Here is a 22,381-nt window from a genome sequence, read left to right as displayed (position 1 = left end):
TCCTGTCAGCTCGGTTCCAGACGTGTCGAGGACGACGACGACAGTAGCATGCTACTGGCAGTGAGCGCCTGCGCTCGGGAGCGCCAGACGTCGACGTCGACGGCGGGGTCGAGCTGGCGCGCCAGCAGCTCCGCGGTGTGCTGGAGGTGCTCGCGCATGAGCGCAGCGGCCCGGCCGGCGTCCTGGTCGAGGACGGCCTGCACGATCGGCTCGTGCTCCTCGAGGATCTCGTGGGCCCCGCGGGAGCGGTGCAGGGTCACCGCGCCACGCGCCTGGATCGACGCGCGCAAAGCGAGCACCTCCTCGCCCAGCCGACCGTTGCCGCTCGCCGCGTGCAGCACCGCGTGGAGCGCCCGGTCGTGCTCCTCGAAGGCTCGCTCGTCGTCGGCGGCCGCGTCGGCCGCCATGGCCCGCAGCAGGGCGCGCAGCTCGTCGCGCTCTGCTGCGTCGGCGTGCAGCGCGGCGTACGCGGCGGCGGGCACCTCGAGCAGCAGGCGCAGCTCGAAGACCTCGAGCACGTCCTGCACGGTCACGCCCCGGACGCGCACCCCGCGGTTGCGCTCGACGGCCACCAGACCGGCGTCGGCGAGGCGCAGCACCGCCTCGCGGACGGGCGTGCGCGACGTGCCGAGCTCCTCGGCCAGCCGGTAGATCGAGTGCTGGGAACCCGGTTCGAGACGACCGGTGAGGATGTCCTCGCGCAGTCGGGCGAAGACGCGCTCGGCAGCCGTCGTCCGTCCTGCCATCGCCGCGCCTCCTCGCCCCGTCGGACCGTCCGGTGCTCGCAACCTACCGCGCCCGGTGCCGCACGACCTTGTCTGGCTGCGGCAGGATGGGGCCGATCGGTCCGCTCGGCCCGGTCGACCGACCACCCCGGCCCGGGGACCGCACGACCTCCCCGAGGAGACCCATGAGACGGATCGCGACCCCGCTCCTGCTCGTCGGCGTGCTCGCGCTGGGTGCCTGCGAGACGCGCACCCAGGCCGATCCGCGGCCCAGCGCCGGCGCCTCCTCCTCGGCGGCGGGGGCGTCGGACGCCGACGTGACCGAGCACGAGTCGGGGCCGCAGAGCCCCATCATCTACGGGCTCGAGGTCCCGTCGGGCGCCACGCAGCTGGGGCCGCTGGTGCGCTACCGCAGCGCTGCGCTGATCGAGGCCTTCCAGCCCGAGCTCGACGCTGCGAAGGCGGCGCAGCAGTCGGGCGAGGAGGACGGCGAGCTGCCCGAGGGCGTCGAGCCGACCCCGACCGAGACCACCACGCCCGCCACCCGCCCCAGCGACGACACCTTCTCGCTCATCGACGACGCCCCTCGCCCCGACGTCACGATCTCGCTGCTGCGCGTCGACGGCTCACCCACGCAGGTGCTGCGCCGTCTGATCGCCCAGGTGAATGCCGTCATCCCCGACGCCAAGCTCGACGAGGACGACCTCTCGACGTACTGCCAGTCGCAGGACCGTCGGATCACGGGCTGCACCGTCGACGCCGAGGGCAAGACCGCCGACCAGCGCGACATCCGCATCACGATCACCGCCGACCCCGGCGACGTCACGACCCGCACGGGCTACCCGGCGGCGCAGAAGCGACCGGTCATGACGGTGCGGGCGCAGTACGTGGGCGACCCACGCAGCGGCCAGCTCGAGCCGCGGGCGTCGACGGCGCAGGTGCCGCGCGACGTCGAGGGCAAGGACACGTCGGGGCTGATCTGGCCGAGCATGGACGTGTCCGCGCCGCGCGACTCGCCCCTGCTCGACGGGAAGTGGCGCGTGCCGGCCACCGGCACCCTGCTGCTCAGCGGCGAGCGGCCCCGGTTCGCGGCGGTCGTCGCCGACCGCGTCCGCGAGGCCGACGCGATCGCGGAGGACTTCGCCTCGAGCATCGGCACGCCGACGAAGGACGTCGTCGAGGACCTCAACGAGATCAGCACGACCTACACCGCCCGCGGCAAGGACGGCGGCGTGGCCCGCGCGACCTTCGTGCTCTCGGCGCGGGGCAGCTACGCGATGCTGTTCTACACGCCACCACGCTCCTGACCCTGCGCGTCGCACCGGGCGGCTCTCCCGCAGGACGGGCTCAGCGGTAGTCGGTGAGGTGCGCGAGCGCGTGCTGCGCGGCCGGCAGGAGCTGCCGGACGCCGTCGTCGACCTGGTCGAGCGGCAGCCAGGTGGCCACGTCGGTGGTGCCGTCGACCTCGACGACGTGCGGGGTGGGCAGCGGCGCTCCGGGCTCCACGCCCGCGACGCGGACGGCGTAGAGCAGGTGGACGCCGTGATAGTCCTCGAAGCGGTCGTCGCGGCCCGGCGCCACGGTGTGCACGTGGTGGACGTCGACGAGGCGCTTCTCCAGTACCGTCAGCCCGGTCTCCTCGTACACCTCGCGGACGACGGCGTCGTGCGGGGACTCGCCGTGGTCGACACCGCCGCCCGGCAACGCCCACCAGCCCGCCGGGTAGCCGGTCGGGGAGATGCGGGTGAGCAGCAGCCGGGGCGTGCCGGTCTCGTCGTCGGCGACGACGACGCCGTACGCGCCGAGCCGCTGCGTGCGGCGCGTCTCGCGGTGCTCGTTCATCGGGCTCCCTTCGGTGCGCTCCACTAGAGTCGGTGGACGATGAGTGCCCTCGACCCGTTGCCCGTGACGACCGCCGCCCCGAAGGAGCGCGTGGCCTATCTCGACAACGCACGGTACTGGGTGATGCTGCTCGTCGTGATCGGGCACTCCCTCACGCAGTTCGTGGCGATGGACTCCGCGCGCGGCGTGTACGTGTGGATCTACGCGTTCCACATGCCGTTCTTCATCCTGATCTCCGGCTACACGGCTCGGCGCTACATGGGCGACGCGCGGCAGGTGCGCCGCATCGTCAGCACCCTGGTGGTCCCGTACCTGATCATCGAGATCTCGATGCAGATGATCACCCGCCACTACACGGGTGAGCCGGAGCCGTACAAGTTCCTGTCGCCGCAGTGGCTGGGCTGGTTCATGGCGGCGCTGTTCGTGTGGCGGCTGACCACCCCGATCTGGCGTGCGCTGCGCTACCCGATCACGACGTCGATCGCGATCTCGTTGCTGGTCGGGCTCATCGAGGTGCCGAACGTGCTGGCGCTGCCGAAGATCCTCGGCTTCCTGCCGTTCTACGTGATCGGTCTGCACATGAGCCGTGAGCGCTTCGAGCGGCTCGCGGACCCCCGCATCCGGGTCGGCTCGGCGCTGCTGCTCGCCGGCAGCTTCGTCATCTGCTACCTCTACTCGGCGAACTGGACGCTCGACTGGCTGCTGTGGAAGCAGCGCTACGACGAGGACCCGCTCGGCGCCTCGCCCCTGGAGGGCATCACGCAGCGCGCGGAGCTGCTCGTCATCGGCCTGGTGCTCACCTTCGCCGCGCTCTCGCTCGTCCCCCGCCGTCGGTCGTGGACGACGCGTCTCGGCGGGCGCACGTTCTACTGCTACCTGCTGCACGGCTACGTGATCCTGCTGCTGCGCTACCAGTTCGGCGTGTTCGACTCCCTCGAGAAGTACGGCGCACCCGCGGTGGTGCTGACCATGGTCGTCGCCACGGTGGTCGCGAACCTGCTCATGACGCAGCTGGTCGCCACCGTCTTCCGCCCGGTCTTCGAGCCCCGCCTCCGCTGGCTGTTCCGCCCCGACCCCGAGACCAAGCCGGAGTCGTCGAAGGCCCCCGCCCCCACCGCCTGAGGCCTTCTGCCGGGACGCACAATGCTGCGTTCGCGCGCTCCATCGGTGGATCTCCAACCGCAGGAGCGCTCGTGCGGTTGATGTTCCACCGCCGACGGGGCTGAGCGTGGCAACGATGCTTCCTTCTCGCGGACCGTGCCACGCGAAGGGAGAAGCGCTGCCCACCCCACCCCCAAGCACACCCACGCTTCTTCCTTCGCGCGTGCGAGGCCGAACGCTTCTGCGTTCACGACGGGATCCCGTAGCAATCGCAGCATCCTTGACGTCCCAGCGCACGAACGCAGGTTCTTGTGTCCACCGAAGGCCACAGCCCGAGAACCCGAGCCACGGCGCCACCCGGCCGCCCGGTCGAGGCCCTTGCGGAGACCACCCCCAGCGCCAGCCGCGGCAGCGCACCAGCAACCCCAGATCCCCTACGGCAGCGCACCAGCGACGTCACGACGACCGCACCCATACACGACGACGGCCCCGGACCAACAGGTCCGGGGCCGTCGTGCGTTCAGTCCGTCAGGGCTCGTACGACGTGAAGTCGTAGTCCTCCAGCTGGACGGCGGGGCCGTCGGGCGAGCCGAAGCCGTAGTCGTAGGACTCGTAGCCCGTGACGGCGTAGGCGGCCTGGCGGGCCTCCTCGGTGGGCTCGACCCGGATGTTGCGGTACCGGTCGAGACCGGTGCCCGCCGGGATGAGCTTGCCGATGATGATGTTCTCCTTCAGACCGCGCAGCGAGTCCGACTTGCCGTGGATGGCGGCGTCCGTGAGGACGCGGGTCGTCTCCTGGAAGGAGGCGGCCGACAGCCACGACTCGACGGCCAGCGAGGCCTTCGTGATGCCCATGAGCACCGGACGGCCCGAGGCGGGGGTGCCGCCCTCGGCGACGACGCGTCGGTTCTCCGACTCGAACGTCGCCCGGTCCGCGAGGTCACCGGGGATCAGGTGGGAGTCACCCTGCTCGATGACCGTGACCCGACGCAGCATCTGCCGCACGATGATCTCGATGTGCTTGTCGTGGATCGCCACGCCTTGGCTGCGGTAGACCTCCTGGACCTCGTCCACGAGGTGCTCCTGCGCCCGACGGACACCGAGGATGCGCAGGACCTCCTGCGGGTCCGGCGTGCCGTGGGTGAGCTGCTGGCCGACCTCGACGTGCGAGCCGTCCTCGACGAGCAGGCGCGAACGCTTGCTGACGGGGTACTCCTGCACCTCCGAGCCGTCGTCGGGGGTGACGACGAGCTTGCGCGTCTTGTCCGTGTCGTCGATCGCGACGCGACCGGCGGACTCGGTGATCGGCGCACGACCCTTGGGCTGACGAGCCTCGAAGAGCTCGACCACGCGCGGCAGACCGTGCGTGATGTCGTCACCGGCCACACCACCGGTGTGGAAGGTACGCATCGTCAGCTGGGTCCCGGGCTCACCGATCGACTGGGCGGCGATGGTGCCGACCGCCTCGCCGATGTCGACGAGCTTGCCGGTGGCCAGCGAGCGGCCGTAGCACTTGGCGCACGTACCGGCTGCCGCCTCGCAGGTCAGGACCGTGCGGACGCGGATGGTCTCCACGCCGGCGGTCACGAGCTGGCCGATCTCGACGTCGCCGAGGTCGCCGCCGGCCTCCACCAGCACCTCGCCCGTCTCCGGGTGGGTGATGTCGGTGGCCGCGCTGCGCGAGTACGCCGAGGTCTCGACGTTCTCCGCCGGCACGAACGTGCCGTCGTCCAGGCGGGTCGCGATGACCTTCGGCAGACCACGCTCGGTGCCGCAGTCCTCCTCGCGGATGATGACGTCCTGGCTGACGTCGACGAGTCGACGCGTCAGGTAGCCGGAGTCGGCGGTGCGCAGGGCGGTGTCGGCCAGACCCTTGCGGGCACCGTGCGTCGCGATGAAGTACTCGACGACGCTGAGGCCCTCACGGAAGTTCGCCTTGATCGGGCGGGGGATGATCTCGCCCTTCGGGTTCGCCACGAGACCACGCATGGCCGCGATCTGACGGACCTGCATCATGTTGCCTCGCGCACCCGAGTGGACCATCATCCAGATCGGGTTGTCGGCGTTCGCGGTGAACTTCTTCTCCATCTCACCGGACACCTCGGCCGTGGCCTGGGTCCAGATCTCGATGAGCTCCTGACGACGCTCGTCCTCGGTGATGAGACCGCGGTCGAACTGCTGCTGGACCTTCGCCGCCTGACCCTCGTACTTGGTGAGGATCTCCTGCTTGGTCTCCGGCGTGACGACGTCCTCGATGGAGATGGTGACGCCCGAGCGCGTGGCCCAGTGGAAACCGGTCTCCTTGAGGTTGTCGAGCGCGACGCCCACGTCGATCTTGGAGTAGCGCTCGGCGAGGTCGTTGACGATGACCCCGAGCTCCTTCTTGCCGACCTGGTAGTTGACGTACGCGTAGTCGTCCGGCAGGGCCTGGTTGAAGATCGCGCGACCGAGGGTGGTCTCCCGCGACGCCACGACACCGTCGACGCCGGGGATGCGGATCCGCACCTTGCTCTGGAGGGTGATCTCCTTGCGGTCGAAGGCCATGACGGCCTCGGCGACCGAGCTGAACGCACGACCCTCGCCCGGGTGTCCCTCGCGCTCGAGCGTGAGGAAGTACAGGCCGATGATCATGTCCTGCGTCGGCATGGTGACCGGACGGCCGTCGGACGGCTTCAGGATGTTGTTCGTGCTCAGCATGAGGATGCGGGCCTCGGCCTGCGCCTCGGCGCTCAGCGGCAGGTGCACGGCCATCTGGTCACCGTCGAAGTCGGCGTTGAAGGCCGAGCAGACGAGCGGGTGGATCTGGATGGCCTTGCCCTCGATGAGCTGCGGCTCGAACGCCTGGATGCCCAGACGGTGCAGGGTGGGTGCACGGTTCAGCAGCACCGGGTGCTCGGTGATGACCTCCTCGAGCACGTCCCAGACCTCGGCGCGCACGCCGCGCTCCACCATCCGCTTGGCGGACTTGATGTTCTGGGCGTGGTTGAGGTCGACCAGACGCTTCATGACGAAGGGCTTGAACAGCTCGATCGCCATCTGCTTGGGCAGACCGCACTGGTGCAGCTTCAGCTGCGGGCCGACGACGATGACCGAACGGCCCGAGTAGTCGACGCGCTTGCCGAGCAGGTTCTGACGGAAACGACCCTGCTTGCCCTTGAGCATGTCCGAGATGGACTTGAGCGGACGGTTGCCCGGGCCCGTGACGGGGCGACCGCGACGGCCGTTGTCGAACAGCGAGTCGACGGCCTCCTGCAGCATCCGCTTCTCGTTGTTGACGATGATCTCGGGCGCGCCGAGGTCGAGCAGTCGCTTGAGGCGGTTGTTGCGGTTGATGACGCGGCGGTACAGGTCGTTGAGGTCCGACGTGGCGAAGCGGCCACCGTCGAGCTGGACCATGGGACGCAGCTCCGGCGGGATCACCGGCACGGCGTCGAGGACCATGCCCTCGGGGTGGTTGCTGCTGCCGAGGAACGCCGAGACGACCTTGAGTCGCTTGAGGGCGCGGGTCTTCTTCTGGCCCTTGCCGGTGGCGATGATCTCGCGCAACGACTCCGCCTCGGCGTCGAGGTCGAAGGACTGCAGACGCTTCTGGATGGCAGCGGCGCCCATGTAGCCCTCGAAGTACGCACCGAAGCGGTACGTCATCTCGCGGTAGAGCATCTCGTCGCCCTCGAGGTCCTGGACCTTGAGGTTCTTGAAGCGGTCCCAGACCTCGGTGAGGCGGTCGATCTCGCGCTGGATGCGGTCGCGACGCTGCTTGGCCTCACGCTCGGCGGCGTCCTTGACCTTGCGCTTGGCGTCGGCCTTCGCACCCTCGTCCTCGAGGGCCTTGAGGTCCTCCTCGAGCTTCTGCAGGCGCTGGTTGACCTCGTCGTCACGACGGGCCTCGAGCTGCTTGACCTCGAGGTCGATCTTGGACTCCAGCGAGGACAGGTCGCGGTGACGCGCCTCCTCGTCGACGTGCGTGATCATGTACGCCGCGAAGTAGATGACCTTCTCGAGGTCCTTCGGGGCGAGGTCGAGCAGGTAGCCGAGGCGGCTGGGGACACCCTTGAAGTACCAGATGTGGGTGACCGGCGCAGCGAGCTCGATGTGGCCCATGCGCTCGCGACGCACCTTGGAGCGGGTCACCTCGACGCCGCAGCGCTCGCAGATGATGCCCTTGAAGCGCACGCGCTTGTACTTGCCGCAGTAGCACTCCCAGTCCCGGGTGGGACCGAAGATCTTCTCGCAGAAGAGGCCGTCACGCTCGGGCTTGAGCGTGCGGTAGTTGATCGTCTCCGGCTTCTTGACCTCGCCGTAGGACCATCCGCGGATGTCGTCGGCGGTCGCGAGACCGATCCGGATCTGATCGAAGAAGTTCACGTCGAGCACGGTGTCTTCTTTCCCTTACTTTTCGAAATTCAGTGGTGAGCGGGGAGTGAGGGTGGGGGCGCCGTCGTGGCGACGGCGCCCCGCCGGCTCACACTTCTTCGACGCTGGAGGGCTCGCGACGCGACAGGTCGATGCCGAGCTCCTCGGCGGCGCGGAAGAGGTCCTCCTCCGCGTCGCGCATCTCGACGGCGGAGCCGTCGCTGGACAGCACCTCGACGTTCAGGCACAGCGACTGCATCTCCTTGACGAGGACCTTGAAGGACTCGGGGATGCCCGGCTCGGGCACGTTCTCGCCCTTGACGATCGCCTCGTAGACCTTGACGCGGCCGACGATGTCGTCGGACTTGATCGTCAGCAGCTCCTGCAGCGCGTACGCGGCACCGTAGGCCTCGAGGGCCCAGACCTCCATCTCACCGAAGCGCTGGCCACCGAACTGGGCCTTACCGCCGAGCGGCTGCTGGGTGATCATCGAGTACGGACCGGTCGAGCGGGCGTGGATCTTGTCGTCGACCAGGTGGTGCAGCTTCAGCAGGTACATGTAGCCGACGCTGATCGGGTCGGGGAACTGCTCGCCGGTACGACCGTCGAACAGGACCGCCTTGCCGTCGGGGCCGACCATGCGGTCGCCGTCGCGGTTGGGCAGCGTCGAGGCCAGCAGGCCCTGGATCTCGTCCTCGCGGGCACCGTCGAAGACGGGCGTCGCGACGTTGGAGTTCGCCGGGGCACGGTCGGCGCCGATGGCGCGCAGGCGGTCGGCCCACTCGTCCTTCAGGTCGCCGATGTCCCAGCCTGCCTTGGCCACCCACCCGAGGTGGGTCTCGAGCACCTGGCCGACGTTCATGCGGCCGGGCACACCCAGCGGGTTGAGCACGATGTCGACGGCGGTGCCGTCCTCGAGGAACGGCATGTCCTCGATCGGCAGGATCTTGGAGATGACGCCCTTGTTGCCGTGACGGCCAGCGAGCTTGTCACCGTCGGAGATCTTGCGCTTCTGGGCCACGTAGACGCGGACCAGCTGGTTCACGCCGGGGCTGAGCTCGTCGCCGTCGGCCGCGTCGAACACGCGGACGCCGATGACGGTGCCGGACTCGCCGTGCGGGACCTTGAGCGACGTGTCGCGGACCTCGCGCGCCTTCTCACCGAAGATGGCGCGCAGCAGGCGCTCCTCCGGCGTCAGCTCGGTCTCGCCCTTGGGCGTCACCTTGCCGACGAGGATGTCGCCGTTGCCCACCTCGGCGCCGATGCGGATGATGCCGCGCTCGTCGAGGTCGGCCAACATCTCCTCGCTGACGTTCGGGATGTCGCGGGTGATCTCCTCCGGGCCCAGCTTGGTGTCGCGCGCGTCGACCTCGTGCTCCTCGATGTGGATCGAGGTGAGCAGGTCCTCCTGCACGACGCGCTGGCTGAGGATGATCGCGTCCTCGTAGTTGTGGCCCTGCCAGGGCATGAAGGCGACGAGCAGGTTGGTGCCCAGCGCCATCTCGCCCTCGTCGGTGCACGGACCGTCGGCCAGCGGGGTGCCGACCTCGACGCGCTGGCCCTCGGCGACGAGGGGACGCTGGTTCGTGCAGGTGCCGTGGTTGGAGCGGCGGAACTTGGCGAGGCGGTACGTCGTGTACGTGCCCTCGTCCTCCATGATCTCGACCAGGTCGGCCGAGACCTCCTTGACGACACCCGCCTTCTTGGCGACCGTGACGTCGCCGGCGTCGACGGCGGCACGGAACTCCATGCCGGTGCCGACGAGCGGGGCGTCGTTGCGCACCAGCGGGACCGCCTGGCGCTGCATGTTGGCACCCATGAGGGCGCGGTTGGCGTCGTCGTGCTCGAGGAACGGGATGAGCGCGGTCGCGACCGAGACCATCTGGCGTGGCGAGACGTCCATGTAGTCGACCTCGGCGGCCGGGCGGAGCTCGGCCTCACCACCACGCTGGCGCACGAGCACCGCGTCGTCGACGAACGTGCCGTCCTCGGTGAGCGGGGAGTTCGCCTGGGCGACGATGAACCGGTCCTCGTCGGTGGCCGTGAGGTAGTCGATCTGCTCGGTGACCCGGCCGTCGACGACCTTGCGGTACGGCGACTCGATGAAGCCGAACGCGTTGATGCGACCGTAGGAGGCCAGCGAGCCGATCAGACCGATGTTCGGACCTTCAGGCGTCTCGATCGGGCACATGCGGCCGTAGTGCGACGGGTGCACGTCGCGGACCTCGTAGCCCGCGCGCTCACGCGACAGACCACCCGGGCCGAGCGCGTTCAGACGGCGCTTGTGGGTCAGACCCGCGAGCGGGTTGTTCTGGTCCATGAACTGCGACAGCTGGCTGGTGCCGAAGAACTCCTTCAGCGCCGCCACGACCGGACGGATGTTGATGAGCGTCTGCGGCGTGATGGCCTCGACGTCCTGCGTGGTCATGCGCTCGCGCACGACCCGCTCCATGCGCGCCAGGCCGGTGCGCAGCTGGTTCTGGATCAGCTCGCCGACCGTGCGGATGCGACGGTTGCCGAAGTGGTCGATGTCGTCGGCCTCGACGAGGGTGGTGCCCGCGGGCATCTCCAGCTCGGTCTCGCCGGCGTGCAGCGCCACGACGTACTTGATGGTGGCGACGACGTCGTCGATGGTCAGCGTCTGCTGGTCGAACGCCTCGTCGGCGCCGAGCTTCTTGTTGACCTTGTGACGACCGACCTTGGCCAGGTCGTACCGCTTCGTGTTGAAGTAGTAGTTGTCGAGCAGGTTCTGGGCGGCCTCGCGCGACGGCGGCTCGCCCGGACGCAGCTTGCGGTAGATGTCGAGCAGCGCCTCGTCCTGGGTCTGGACGTTGTCCTTCTCCAGGGTCAGGCGGATCGACTCGTACTGGCCGAACTCCTCGAGGATCTGCGCCTCGGTGAAGCCGAGCGCCTTGAGCAGGACGGTGACGCTCTGCTTGCGCTTGCGGTCCAGACGGACGCCGACGAGGTCACGCTTGTCGACCTCGAACTCCAGCCACGCGCCGCGCGAGGGGATGACCTTGGCCGTGTAGATGTCCTTGTCCGACGTCTTGTCGGGCGTGCGCTCGAAGTAGACGCCGGGGCTGCGGACCAGCTGGCTGACGACGACGCGCTCGGTGCCGTTGATGACGAAGGTGCCCTTGGGGGTCATGAGCGGGAACTCGCCCATGAAGACCGTCTGGCTCTTGATCTCGCCGGTCTCGTTGTTCATGAACTCGGCGGTGACGAACAGGGGCGCGGCGTAGGTGACGTCGCGGTCCTTGCAGTCCTCGACCGAGTACTTCGGGGGCTCGAAGCGGTGGTCGCGGAACGACAGGCTCATCGTCTCGGAGAAGTCCTCGATCGGGGAGATCTCCTCGAAGATCTCCTCCAGACCGGACTTGGTGGAGACGTCGGTGCGGCCGGCAGCGAGGGCGTCCTCGACCTCGGCCTTCCACTTCTCGCTGCCGATCAGCCAGTCGAAGCTGTCGGTCTGCAGGGCCAGGAGCTCGGGAACCTCGAGCGGTTCGGAGATCTTGGCGAAGGAGATGCGGCGGGGTGCGTTGGTGGCACTGTTGTTCTGGGCAGGTGCGGCGACGGTGCGCGAGGCGGCCAAGAGGGGTCCTTCCAGAGGCTCGCAAGGGTGTCACGTGATGGACTTGTGCGCATGACTGACGCCCCCAGTCAAGGGGCAACGAGGGCGACGAGGCGGGCGCGAAGATTCAGTCTAGCCCTTCCGTCCACACGCGCGCAAGCCTGGTCCTTGACAACCAGCCTGAGATGGGCCAAAGTATTCGGCCGCTCCGCAGGCTCACGGCCCGAAAGGACTGCAACGCCAGGGGTCGCCGGCCGTCCGCGCGGCGATCCGACGTGGCGTGGAGCCTGCGCAGCGCCCGCAGGAGGGACGGACCGGAGGCGCCCGGCGGGTCCGACGCGCCGGTTCAGAGCGCCTTGATGTCGCCGACGAGCCAGCGTCCGTCGCGCTCGACCATCGTCATCTCGACCCGGTTGCCGAAGACCGTCGGCACCTCGGAGCCGTCGGCCAGACGCGCCTGGTCGACGAAGACCAGCACGGTGGCGCGGTCGCGGCGGCAGTCGTCGCCGCACGACATCGCGGCGGAGTCGCGGGTCGTGGCCTTCACCTGGATCTTGCGCTGCGGCGCGAGGTCGCGCAGGGCCGGCGAGATGCTCTCGAAGTCCTTGGCGAACGAGGAGGTCATGACGTCGCTGGAGTCGTCGAGGTACTGCTGGATGCGGTCGTAGCGGTAGGTGAAGATCGTCTCCGCGGCGGAGGCGGCCGCCTCGGCGGCCTTGTCGTGGGCGCCGTCGACCCCGTGGGTCTCGCGCCAGTCGGCCACGCCGCGGTAGCCGAAGAACGCACCGAAGACGACGGCCAGGACGGCCACGCCCACCAGGACGATGCGCGCGGGGTCGAGGGCCCGGCGACCTGCGCCGGCACCCGCGTCGCTCGACTCGACGTCCGCGCGCGCATCGGAGCCCGACCGCTGGGCCTCGGCAGCGGCGTCGTCGACGCGCTCGTCCTCGACCGGCGTCGCACTCGGGGCGGACGCTGCGACGTCGCCGGCGGCACCGGTGCGCCGGTCGTTGCGCCGTCCCACCCGGGGTGCGACGCGGGGAGCCGTCGGGGGCGTGGGCTGCGCGGCCTCCTGCTCCTCGACAGTCGGCTCGTCGTCCGGGGTCGGCTCGGGTTCGACCGGCGCGCCCGGGCGTGCGACCGGGCGACGCACGACCTTCTTCGCCGGCACGGGCGGCCGCGCCGCACCCGGCGTCGACTCCCCCGCGATCCTGCGGCGCTTCTTCGGTCCCTCGGGCGTGCTCACTGACCCTCCTGCGACGCGGACGGCGAGGCCGACGGCGACGGGCTCGCGCCGCCGGACCCGGGATCGGTGGACGCGTCGAGCGGCACCACCGTGTCGAACTGGCTGACCCGCCAGTCGCCGTCGGACTTGGACAGCGTGACCTTCCAGCGGAACCGGCGCTGCACCGCGGTCTCGTCGGACGACGTCGTGATCGACGCGTCGACGGCCACGATCGCGATGGCGGAGTCCTTGTCGATCGAGTCGACGGCGACGGCGAGCACGTTCGCGTCGCCGCTCTTCTGGTCCTTGGACTCGAGGGCGCCGAAGACCGCGTTCGTGACGCGGACGAACTCCTTGTCGTAGGCCGGCGTCAGCAGCGGCTTCATCCGCTTCTGGTAGCTCGCGAGGTCGGCGACGTCGTAGGTGTTGTACGTCGTCGCGAAGTCGTTGACGCGCGCCACGACGGCGTCGCGCTCGGCGTCCTCGCCACCTCCCACGAACCGCGGCACGAGCAGCCCGGCCACCCCGACGAGCACGCCGAGGACGGCGATGACGACGAGGGGGGTGGAACTCCTGCGCGCGGTCAGCGGATCGCCGGTCCGAGCAGCAGCCACGTCCACGAGTCCTTTCCGGAGGCGTCGGCCCCGGTTCCCACGGCGGCCCGATCACGGTTGATCACGGTCTTGTCGGGCCCGCGCGGGACCTTGTCCTTGACGATACAGCCGGCGTCCACGTCGAACTGCATGTCGTAGACCTCGATCGGCTCGCGCCGCGGTCGCTGCCCGTTGTCGTCCTCGTCGCACGGCTTGGGGTTGCTCGTGTCGCTCGGGTTGGTGATGACCAGGCCGAAGCGGGCGTCCCACTCCCCCTTGGTGCTCTTGCTCGGGGCGACCACGCTGTAGGTGCCCTCGAGCACGTACGGGTAGACGATGGCGAGCGCCTTGAGGCTCTTGGAGTTGCGGGCCAGCGGCTCGGTCGCACTGCGCAGGTCGGCGAAGATCGTGCGCAGCTGCGCCGCGTTCTCCGCGACCGTGTCGTTGACGGTCTTGGCCGCCGACGGTCCCTCGTCGACCAGGCGTCGCAGGTCGCCGTCGGACTCCACGAGGGTGTCCGAGAGCAGCGCCAGGTTCTTCGCGAAGGTCTCGAGCTGGGGCTGCTTGTCGATCTGCGTCTGCAGGACGCCCGAGGAGCTGCGGATCAGCCGCTGCGTCACGCCGAGGTTCTCCTGCGCCGCGGTGATGAACTCCGAGGACGTGTCGAGGATGCGCTCGAGGTCGGGTCCGGTCCCCTCGAACGCGGTGCCGAGCTCGTCGACGACGGTCTTGAGGCTGCGGGTGTCGATGCTGGAGACGAAGGAGTTCAGGTTGAGCAGCAGGGTCGTGGTGTCGATCGGGATGCGCGTGTCCGAGCGCGGGATGGTGGTGCCCGCCTTCAGGTACGGTGCCTCGTTCGTACGCGGGGAGAGGTCGACGTACTGCTCGCCGATGGCCGACTTGTTGGCCACGGTGGCCACGACGTCGGAGGAGATCTTCGGCGCGTCCTTGTTGATGTCGAGCACCACGTTCACGCCGTCGTCGGTGAACTTCAGCTGCTTGACCTTGCCGACCGCGATGCCGCGGTAGGTCACCTCGGCCCCGGCGAAGATGCCGCCGGAGTCGGCGAAGTCGGCCGTGACGGGGAAGGTGCGGTCGACGAAGAGCCGGTCGAGCTGGGCGTACTTGCCGCCGACGAACGTCGCGCCGACGGCGACGATGATCGCGAAGATCGCCAGCTGGATCTTGGTCAGGCGAGTGATCATCGCTGCACCACCGGTCCGAGCACCAGCCGCGCGACGTCCTCGGTCTGCGTGGCCATGAGCTCACTCGTCGTCGTGACCCGGCAGTTGCCGAGCAGGGAACAGATACCGCCTCCACCGCCGGAGGACGAGCCGCCGCGGGACGACGTGGACGCCGACGGCGACGGGCTGGCCGACGGCGACGGCTGTGAGCCGGTGCCGTCGGAGGTGCCCGGCAGCGACGGCAGGCCGGTGTCGCCCTGGCTGGTCAGGCCCTCGACCAGCTCGACGAGCTGGTTGGCGGGAGCGCCGGCCGCGCCGGAGCCCGACCCGCCCGAGGCGGGCGCCGAGGAGCCCGTGGGCTTCGCCGAGCCGATCGTGTTGCCGAGCGACAGCAGGCCCTCCACGAGGTTCGTGAGCTGCCCGGTGTTCAGCGACAGGTTGATGTCGAGGTTCATGAAGTCGCCGTAGCAGGCGCCCTCGGCGACCTGCTTGCGCAGCAGCGCCTTGTTCTGCGTGGCCGGGACCGCGGGGTCGTAGGCCGTGCAGGGGCTGCTGGCACGCGCCGGCGACCCGCCGGCGATCGCGTCGGTGAACGGGTAGGTGAAGATCAGCTGGCTCGCCGTGGCGAGGTCGTCGCCGGCGTTCGCGAGCTCACGCAACGTGGGCTCGAGGTCGCGCAGCACGGCCAGCGTGTCGTCCTTGGAGCGTCGGATGACGCCCGTCGCGGTGTCGCTCAGCCGGTCCAGGGACTGCAGCAGGCCGACGAGGTCGTCACGCTGCGCGTCGAGGGTGCGCAGCGCCTCGGGCAGCTCGTCGAGCGCCTGGGTGATCGCGCCCTCCTGCGCCTTGGTCGCCTTGGCCAGGTTGTCGACCTTCTCCAGGGCGGTCAGGATCTCGCCCTTGTTCTCGTCGAGCTGCCCGATGAAGGTCGTGGTGCTCTGCAGCAGCTGCTTGACCTCGGGCTCGTTGCCGTCGAGCGTCTTGTTGAGCTCCTTGACGATCGTGTTCGTCTTCTCGAGGCCACCGCCGTTGAAGAGCAGCGAGGCCGCGCCGAGCACCTCCTCGATGTCGGGGTTGCGCCCCGAGCGGTCGAGCGGGATGCGGTCGCCGTTGCCGAGCCTGCCCTCGCCCCCCGTGGACGGCGGAGCCAGCGACACGAACTTCTCGCCCAGCAGGCTGGTCTGGCGGATCTGCGCCTCGGCGTTGTCGGGCAGCTCGACGTCGCGGTTGATCTCGAGGGTCGCGGTGGCCGTCCAGCCGTCGAGCCGGATCTTGGTGACCTTGCCGACCGCGATGTCGTTGACCCGCACGGCGCTCTGCGGCACGAGGTCGAGGACGTCGCGGAACTGGACGGTCACGGTGTACGGGTCGGACCCGAGGTCCGCGCCACCGGGCAGCGGCAGCTCGTAGGGCGAGAAGCCGCAGCCCGACAGGAGCACGGCGCTCCCGGCGGTCACGGCGGCGGCCCGCAGGCCGCGTCGGCGCAGGCTCATCGCTCCACCCCCAGCATCTGCGACAGCGACGTGTCGGTGCGGTCCGGCGACGGCGCGTTGGCCACGGCCGCGCGCGGCAGCGGCAGTCCGCCGGTGATCGGCTTGAGGAGGTCGTCGAGCACGCCGCCGAGGACGTCGCACGGCTCCTTGACGTCGATCGGCAGGTTCTCGCTGATGTTGCACAGCAGGTCGCCCGGGTCCTCCACGGCACCCAGCAGCAGCTGGAGCACGTCGGCGTGGTTGTCGAGCGTGCCCGTGTTGCCGTTGTAGGCGAGGGCGACGTTCGACAGGGCCGTCGGCGCGCTGATCGTGAACTGCTCGAGGTCCTTCTGGTGGTCGCCGAGCACGCGCGCGACCGTCGCCAGCTGCTTGACGTTGCCGCGCAGCTCCGAGCGGTTCTCGCGCACCAGTCGGCGGACCTCGACCAGCGCATCGCCGAGGGCCTTGATGGTGGCCTGCAGGTCCTCGCGCTCGCCCGCCAGGACGGTCGAGACCTGGGCGGTGCTGTCGAAGAAGTCGCGCACCGACTGGTCGTTGGTCTGCAGGAGCTGCACGAACTGGTCGACCTCGCGCATGCTGCCGAACAGCTCGTCCTTGTTGTCGGAGAGCGTCTGACTGAGCTTGCCGAAGTTGCGCAGCGTCTCGTTGACCTGGGCACCCTGGCCGTCGAGCTGCTTCGCGGTGTCGCGGACGAGGTCGCTGACGGCGCCGTTGCGGTTGGCGCCGTCTGGGCCGAGCGCCACCGAGAGGTCGTCGAGGGACTTGTAGACCTGGTCGAGCTCGACCGGGACGGCCGTCCGGCTCACGCCGAGGCGCGCGCCGTCCTTGAGGACCGCTCCCCCGTCGTAGGCCGGGGCGAGCTGGACGAACCGGTCGCCGACGATCGACGGGGAGACCACGACGGCCTTCACGTCGTCGGGCAGCTTGACCGAGGCGTCGTAGGAGATGGTCGCGCGCACCGTCTTGCCGCGGGGCACGAGCCGGTCGACGGTGCCGACGGCCACGCCGAGGATCCGGACGTCGGAGCCCTCGTACAGGGAGTTGGTCTGGGTGAAGTCGACGGTGATGGTCTTCTTCGCGTCGCGCTGCCCGAAGACGATCACGAGTCCGACGACGAGCACGAGGGCGACGAGCACCGTGAGGATGCGTGCGGCACCGGCGAGCCTGCTCATCCTGCCCCTCCGATCTTGACGTACGTGTCGAACCAGGGCCCGTTGCCGAGCGCGTTGGCGAAGACCCGCAGGAAGCCGGGCATCACGGTGAGCGCCCGGTCGAGGCTCTGCTCGTTGCGCGCCAGCATGGTGGTGACGGTGCGCAGCTGGCGCAACGCCGGCTGCAGGTCGGCCTCCGTGTCCTTGACCAGACCGGTCAGCTGGGCGGAGATCTCCTGCGTCGAGACGAGGAGGCGGTGGATCGCCTCGCGCCGGGCGCTGATCGCGTCGAAGAGCACCGAGGAGTCCTTGACGAGCGCCACGAGCTGGTCGTCGCGGGCGTTGATGACGCCGGTGACCTTCTTGAGGTTCTTCAGCAGGGTGTTGATCTGCTCATCGCGCGCCGCGAGGTTGCGGGAGAGGTCGGAGACGCCGCGGATGGCCCCACGGAACTCCTCCGGCGTCTGCGCGGCGACGTCGGAGAGGGTCTCCAGCGCCTGGGAGATCTGGTCGACGTCGAGCGCCTCGGTGGTGGTGCTGAGGTCGGAGAACGCCTGCACGACGTCGTAGGGTGGCGTGGTGCGCGACTCCGGGATCGTGCCGCCCTTCTCGAGGCGACCCGAGCCCGACGGCTGCAGCGCCAGGAACTGTGCACCGAGCAGCGTGCGGATGCGGATCTCGGCGGCGGTCTCGCGGCCGAGGCGGGTGCCCTTGTCGACCTTGAACGTCACCTTGACCTTGTTGCCGTCGAGCTCGATGTCGCGGACCTTGCCGACGGGGACGCCCGCGACGCGGACCTCGTTGCCGGACTTCAGGCCACCGATCTCGGCGAACTCGGCGTGGTAGGTGTCGCCCGCGCCGATGATCGGCAGCCGGTCGGCACGGAAGGCGGCCACCAGCAGCATGGCGATCACGGCGAAGCCGATGAAGCCGATGATGACAGGGTTGCGCTCGCGGAACGGCTTCATGACGCGGCCTTCCCGTACTCGTTGCCGCCGGTGCGGCAGCGGTCGCCACCGGCCTTGAGCGAGCCGAGCTGCTTCAGGAGACCGTCGAGCAGGCCGTCGAGCGGCGTGCCGGTGAGCTGGCTGACGTCGACGTTGAGCTCGCAGACGTAGAAGTTGAACAGGCTGCCGTTCGACGCCAGGTTGCCGAGCTTCTCCATCTTGATCGGCAGGATCTGCAGCGCCGACTCGAGGGTGTCGAGGTTGCGCTTCTTCGACAGGTTGCCGGTCAGTCGTCGCAGCTGCTTGACGTCGGCCGTCAGGTCGGGGCGGCCCTCGACGAGCAGGTTCGAGGTCTCGGTCGTGAGGTCGGAGATCGAGTCGAGCGAGCCGAGGATGGCCTCGCGGTCGCCCTTGAGCCCGGTGATGAACTGCTGCAGCGTGTCGATGGTCGCCGTCAGCTGCTGGTCACGGCTGCCGATCGTGTCGAGCACGTCGGAGAGGTTCACGACGACGTCGCCGATCAGCTGGTCGCGGTCGGCGAGCGTGCTGGTGAGCGACGCGGTGCGCGCCAGCAGGTTCTGCACGTTGCCGGACTCGCCCTGCAGGGTCTGCACGATCTCGAAGGCGAACTTGTTGGTGTCCTCCGGCGAGAGCGCCTGGAAGACCGGCTTGAACCCGTTGAGCAGCACGTTGAGGTCGAGCGCCTCCTCCGTGCGGTCCTGCGGGATCGTCGACCCGGGCGCGAGCCGTGACGTGTCGCCGTCGCCGCCCTGGAACAGCGCCAGGTAGCGCTGGCCGACGAGGTTGCGGAAGCGCAGCTGGGCGATCGTGTCCTTCGTCAGCGGCGTGGTCGAGCGCACCGAGAAGGTCACGATGGCCTCGTCGGTGTCGTGGATCTTCACCGACTTGATCGAACCGACCGAGACGCCCGCGATGCGCACGTCGTCGCCCTTCGCGACGCCGGTGACGTCGGAGAAGACGGCCTTGTACTCGTTGCTGGCACCGAGGCTGCCGTTGCTCAGCGTGAGCATGAGCATGGCGGTGGCGGTGCCGGTGACGACGAAGAACACCGCGAGCTTGACGATCGCGCTGATCGACTCCTTGTCGAGCATCCTGCTCATCGGCTCACCTCCTCGGCGCGGACGGTCTGACGGCGGTTCACGGCGCCTTCACCTCCGTGCCTCGCAGGATGGGGCTGAGCAGCAGCGAGGCGGCGTCGGGGACCTGGTCCTCGTCGACGCCGGCCATCGCGGCGGCGAGGCTGCGCACCTCGGCCCGCTGCTGGGGCGTGTCGGTGTCGGCGAGGCTGGGGTTGAAGAAGCCTGCCGCGTCCAGGCTCGACACGGCGGCACGCTGGTAGTCGGCATCGGTGCCGAACTTGCCGTTGTGGCTGTTCCGCACGCCGATCAGCTTGAACACCTCCGGGGAGACCTCGAACGGGTCGGACTTGCTGTAGGGCCACTTCGACGGGTCGTCGGCGTTCTGCTTGAAGATCTTGAGGTCCTCGCAGACGGCGCCGATCGTGTTGGGCAGCTTGCCGCGCTTCTTGTCGGGCGCGTCGATGTACTCGACCTTGCTCGGGTCGGCCTGCGGGGCCTGCTCGATCTGCCGGTTGCTGGGGATGCGGGCGTTCTCGTCGAAGCCGAAGTACGTCGGCTGCTGCGGCAGCGTCTCGAGGTCGATGTGCACCGTGTTGTTGCGCAGCACGCTGTTCAGCTTCGGCAGCACGGTGGCCATGCCGCCGGTGAAGCACGGGAAGCTGCTCGCGTACTCGGCGGTGACGCCGAGGATGACGCGGTTCTGCTTGGCCAGGACCTCGAGGTTGTCGCCGTTGGCCTTCGTGAAGTCGGTCAGGGTGTTCGCCAGGCGCGTGCCCTCGTTGTAGAACGCCGCGAGCTGGGTGCGCTTGGCGACCACCGTGTTGCCGGTGACGACCGTGTTGCGCAGCAGCCGGCCGAGGGTCGGCATCTGCGCGGCGTAGCCGTCGGAGACCGTGCCGAGCTTGGTGAGGTCCGTGACGAGCGTCGGGACGTCGGGGTTGAGGGCGGTCAGGTACTCGTTGGCCTGGACCAGCGTCTGGCCGAGCTTCTCGCCGCGACCCTCGAGCGCCTGCGACACCGCGGTCAGCGTCGAGGACAGCTCGGCGGGCTCGACGGCCTGCAGCAGCGGGTAGAGGTCGTTGAGGAGCTGCTCGACCTCGATCGGCACCTCGGCCCGCGCGATCATGTCGCCGGCCTTCAGCTTCTCCGGCCCGGCGTCGTCGGCGGGGATGAGGGCGATGTACTTCTCACCGAACAGCGTCTTCGGGACGATCTCGGCCGTGACGTCGGCCGGCACCTCGTCGATGAGGTCGGGCTTCATGCCGAGCACGATGCGCACCCCGCCGTCGTGCGGCTCGACCTTGCGCACCTCGCCGACGATCATGCCGCGCAGCTTCACGTCGGCGTTCTCGGGCAGGTTGAGGCCGGCGGTGCCGGTGTCGACGGTGACGTCGTCGTAGGCCACGAAGGTCTTGGAGAAGAACGCGAACGTCAGCCAGATGAAGAACAGCATGATCGCGACCAGCGCGGCTCCGAGGAGCTTGAGGCTGGTGGGGCGCTCGGCGAGGGGTGTGGCAGCCATGTCAACCCGCCAATCTGACGGTGACGGTCGTGCCCCAGATCGCCATGGAGGCGAGCAGGTCGACGACGTTGACCGCGACGATCGAGGTTCGGACGGCGCGCCCCACGGCCACGCCGACGCCGGCGGGGCCGCCGGAGGCGTAGTAGCCGTAGTAGCAGTGGATGAGGATGACGACGACGGCGAAGATCAGCACCTTGCCGAAGGACCACAGCACGTCGCCCGGGGGCAGGAACGTCTGGAAGTAGTGGTCGTAGGTGCCGGTGCTCTGGCCCAGGAACTGGGTGATGGTCAGCCGGGTCGCGAAGTAGGAGGACAGCAGGCCGACCACGTACAGCGGGATGACGGCGATGAGGCCGGCGAGCACGCGGGTCGTGACGAGGAACTGCATCGACGGCACGGCCATGACCTCGAGCGCGTCGACCTCCTCGGAGATCCGCATGGCGCCCAGCTGGGCGGTGAAGCCGCAGCCGACGGTCGCGGCCAGGGCGATGCCGGCCACGATCGGCGCGATCTCGCGGGTGTTGAAGTAGGCCGAGACGAAGCCGGACAGGGCCGACGTGCCGAGCTGGTCGAGCGCGGCGAAGCCCTGGATGCCGACCTCGGTACCGGTGAAGAAGCACATGGCCACGATGACGCCGACGGTGCCGCCGATGACGGCGAGCGCGCCGGAGCCGAGCGTGACTTCGGCGAGCAGCCGCAGGATCTCGCGGCTGTAGTTCTTGATGGTGAACGGCACCGCGCGCAGGACGCGCAGGTAGAAGAGCAGCTGCGTGCCCATGCCCTCCAGGGCGGCTGCGGGGCGCTCGTAGAGCGCGCTGACCTTGGTCGCCATGCTCACATCCCCTTCGGCGGCACGAGCTGGATGTAGATGGCCGAGACGAAGAAGTTCACGATGAACAGCAGGAGGAACGTGATCACCACGGCCTCGTTCACCGCGTCGCCCACGCCCTTCGGCCCGCCCTTGGCGTTCATGCCCTTGTAGGAGGCCACGATCGCGGCGATGTAGCCGAAGATGACGGCCTTGACCATGCCTTGGTAGATGTCGGGCAGCTGCGCGAGTGCCGTGAACGACGCCAGGTACGCCCCTGGTGTGCCGTCCTGCAGGACGACGTTGAAGACGTAGCCGCCCGCCACGCCGACGATGGTCACCAACCCGTTCAGGAAGACGGCGATGAGCATGCAGGCGAGCACGCGCGGCACGACGAGGCGCTGGATCGGGTCGATGCCCAGCACCATCATCGCGTCGAGCTCCTCGCGGATCTTGCGCGAGCCGAAGTCGGCGGCGATGGCCGAGCCGGCGGCGCCCGCGATCAGCAGGGCCGTGGCGATCGGGCCGGCCTCGCGCACCACCGCGAGCACGGCCGCGGAGCCGGTGAACGACTGGGCGCCGAACTGCTTGATGAGGCCGCCGACCTGCAGCGCGATGACCGCGCCGAAGGGGATCGAGACGAGGGCGGTGGGCACGATCGTCACGGTGACGATGAACCACGCCTGCGTCAGGAACTCCTTGAGCTGGAACGGACGCCGGAACAGCGCGACGGTGACGTCGAGCATGAAGGCGAACAGCCCAC

Annotated in this window: 16 protein-coding genes; 2 read left to right on the top strand and 14 right to left on the bottom strand. The window is 69.2% G+C overall.

Features of this window, described 5'->3' with window-relative positions; translation table 11 throughout:
• Positions 1-5 precede the first annotated feature (5 nt).
• The gene (locus Aeryth_RS03665; protein WP_067854783.1) at positions 6-746 is read right to left on the bottom strand and encodes a GntR family transcriptional regulator; all 741 of its coding nucleotides are present in this window, start codon (positions 744-746) and stop codon (positions 6-8) included.
• A gap of 164 nt (positions 747-910) precedes the next feature.
• Between Aeryth_RS03665 and Aeryth_RS03660 the strand changes: the two genes are divergently transcribed.
• The gene (locus tag Aeryth_RS03660) at positions 911-2,032 is read left to right on the top strand and encodes a hypothetical protein (protein WP_067854780.1); all 1,122 of its coding nucleotides are present in this window, start codon (positions 911-913) and stop codon (positions 2,030-2,032) included.
• A 40-nt stretch (positions 2,033-2,072) separates the two neighbouring features.
• Here the strand turns inward: Aeryth_RS03660 and Aeryth_RS03655 are convergent, their stop codons facing one another.
• A complete protein-coding gene (locus tag Aeryth_RS03655) occupies positions 2,073-2,567 on the bottom strand; it encodes an NUDIX hydrolase (protein ID WP_067854777.1) in 495 nt (164 codons plus the stop codon).
• A 39-nt stretch (positions 2,568-2,606) separates the two neighbouring features.
• On the opposite strand from Aeryth_RS03655, the gene Aeryth_RS03650 reads away from it, so the two are divergent.
• Positions 2,607-3,689, top strand: a complete 1,083-nt coding sequence (locus tag Aeryth_RS03650) for an acyltransferase family protein (RefSeq protein ID WP_067854774.1) — start codon at positions 2,607-2,609, stop codon at positions 3,687-3,689.
• A 507-nt stretch (positions 3,690-4,196) separates the two neighbouring features.
• On the opposite strand, the gene Aeryth_RS03645 is transcribed toward Aeryth_RS03650, so the two are convergent.
• The 12 genes from Aeryth_RS03645 to Aeryth_RS03590 form a co-directional block, all read right to left on the bottom strand.
• Complete coding sequence (locus tag Aeryth_RS03645; RefSeq protein WP_067854771.1) at positions 4,197-8,042, bottom strand: DNA-directed RNA polymerase subunit beta'; 3,846 nt, start codon at positions 8,040-8,042, stop codon at positions 4,197-4,199.
• Between the two features lie 88 nt (positions 8,043-8,130).
• The gene (gene rpoB, locus Aeryth_RS03640; protein WP_067854770.1) at positions 8,131-11,616 is read right to left on the bottom strand and encodes a DNA-directed RNA polymerase subunit beta; all 3,486 of its coding nucleotides are present in this window, start codon (positions 11,614-11,616) and stop codon (positions 8,131-8,133) included.
• A gap of 325 nt (positions 11,617-11,941) precedes the next feature.
• Positions 11,942-12,841, bottom strand: a complete 900-nt coding sequence (locus tag Aeryth_RS03635; RefSeq protein WP_067854769.1) for a hypothetical protein — start codon at positions 12,839-12,841, stop codon at positions 11,942-11,944.
• A complete protein-coding gene (locus tag Aeryth_RS03630) occupies positions 12,838-13,434 on the bottom strand; it encodes a hypothetical protein (RefSeq protein WP_144433650.1) in 597 nt (198 codons plus the stop codon). The genes Aeryth_RS03635 and Aeryth_RS03630 overlap by 4 nt, the downstream gene beginning before the upstream one ends.
• A complete protein-coding gene (locus tag Aeryth_RS03625; RefSeq protein WP_067854767.1) occupies positions 13,404-14,618 on the bottom strand; it encodes an MCE family protein in 1,215 nt (404 codons plus the stop codon). Before Aeryth_RS03625 ends, Aeryth_RS03630 begins: the two co-directional genes overlap by 31 nt.
• Positions 14,615-16,090 (bottom strand): MCE family protein, encoded by a 1,476-nt coding sequence (locus Aeryth_RS03620; RefSeq protein ID WP_067854765.1) that lies wholly within the window; start codon positions 16,088-16,090, stop codon positions 14,615-14,617. Before Aeryth_RS03620 ends, Aeryth_RS03625 begins: the two co-directional genes overlap by 4 nt.
• Entirely contained in the window at positions 16,087-17,262 is a 1,176-nt protein-coding gene (locus Aeryth_RS03615; protein WP_067854763.1) for an MCE family protein, read from the bottom strand. Before Aeryth_RS03615 ends, Aeryth_RS03620 begins: the two co-directional genes overlap by 4 nt.
• Complete coding sequence (locus Aeryth_RS03610; RefSeq protein WP_067854762.1) at positions 17,259-18,209, bottom strand: MCE family protein; 951 nt, start codon at positions 18,207-18,209, stop codon at positions 17,259-17,261. Before Aeryth_RS03610 ends, Aeryth_RS03615 begins: the two co-directional genes overlap by 4 nt.
• Positions 18,206-19,309: an MCE family protein gene (locus Aeryth_RS03605; RefSeq protein ID WP_083516230.1), complete on the bottom strand. Its 1,104-nt coding sequence runs from the start codon at positions 19,307-19,309 to the stop codon at positions 18,206-18,208. The genes Aeryth_RS03610 and Aeryth_RS03605 overlap by 4 nt, the downstream gene beginning before the upstream one ends.
• Before the next feature lie 37 nt (positions 19,310-19,346).
• Positions 19,347-20,810 carry an MCE family protein gene (locus tag Aeryth_RS03600; RefSeq protein WP_067854758.1) on the bottom strand — a complete coding sequence of 488 codons (1,464 nt, stop codon included), beginning with the start codon at positions 20,808-20,810 and terminating at the stop codon, positions 19,347-19,349.
• Between the two features lies 1 nt (position 20,811).
• On the bottom strand, positions 20,812-21,642 hold the full coding sequence (locus Aeryth_RS03595) for an MlaE family ABC transporter permease (RefSeq protein ID WP_067854755.1): 831 nt from the start codon (positions 21,640-21,642) through the stop codon (positions 20,812-20,814).
• Between the two features lie 2 nt (positions 21,643-21,644).
• On the bottom strand, positions 21,645-22,364 hold the full coding sequence (locus Aeryth_RS03590) for an MlaE family ABC transporter permease (RefSeq protein WP_083516566.1): 720 nt from the start codon (positions 22,362-22,364) through the stop codon (positions 21,645-21,647).
• Between the last annotated feature and the right edge of the window lie 17 nt (positions 22,365-22,381).

The sequence above is a fragment of the Aeromicrobium erythreum genome, assembly GCF_001509405.1.
In the GTDB taxonomy this organism is placed as follows: Bacteria; Actinomycetota; Actinomycetes; order Propionibacteriales; family Nocardioidaceae; genus Aeromicrobium; species Aeromicrobium erythreum.
The sequence above is the reverse complement of the archived record's forward strand: the minus strand, read 5'-3'. Positions and strand labels throughout refer to the sequence as shown.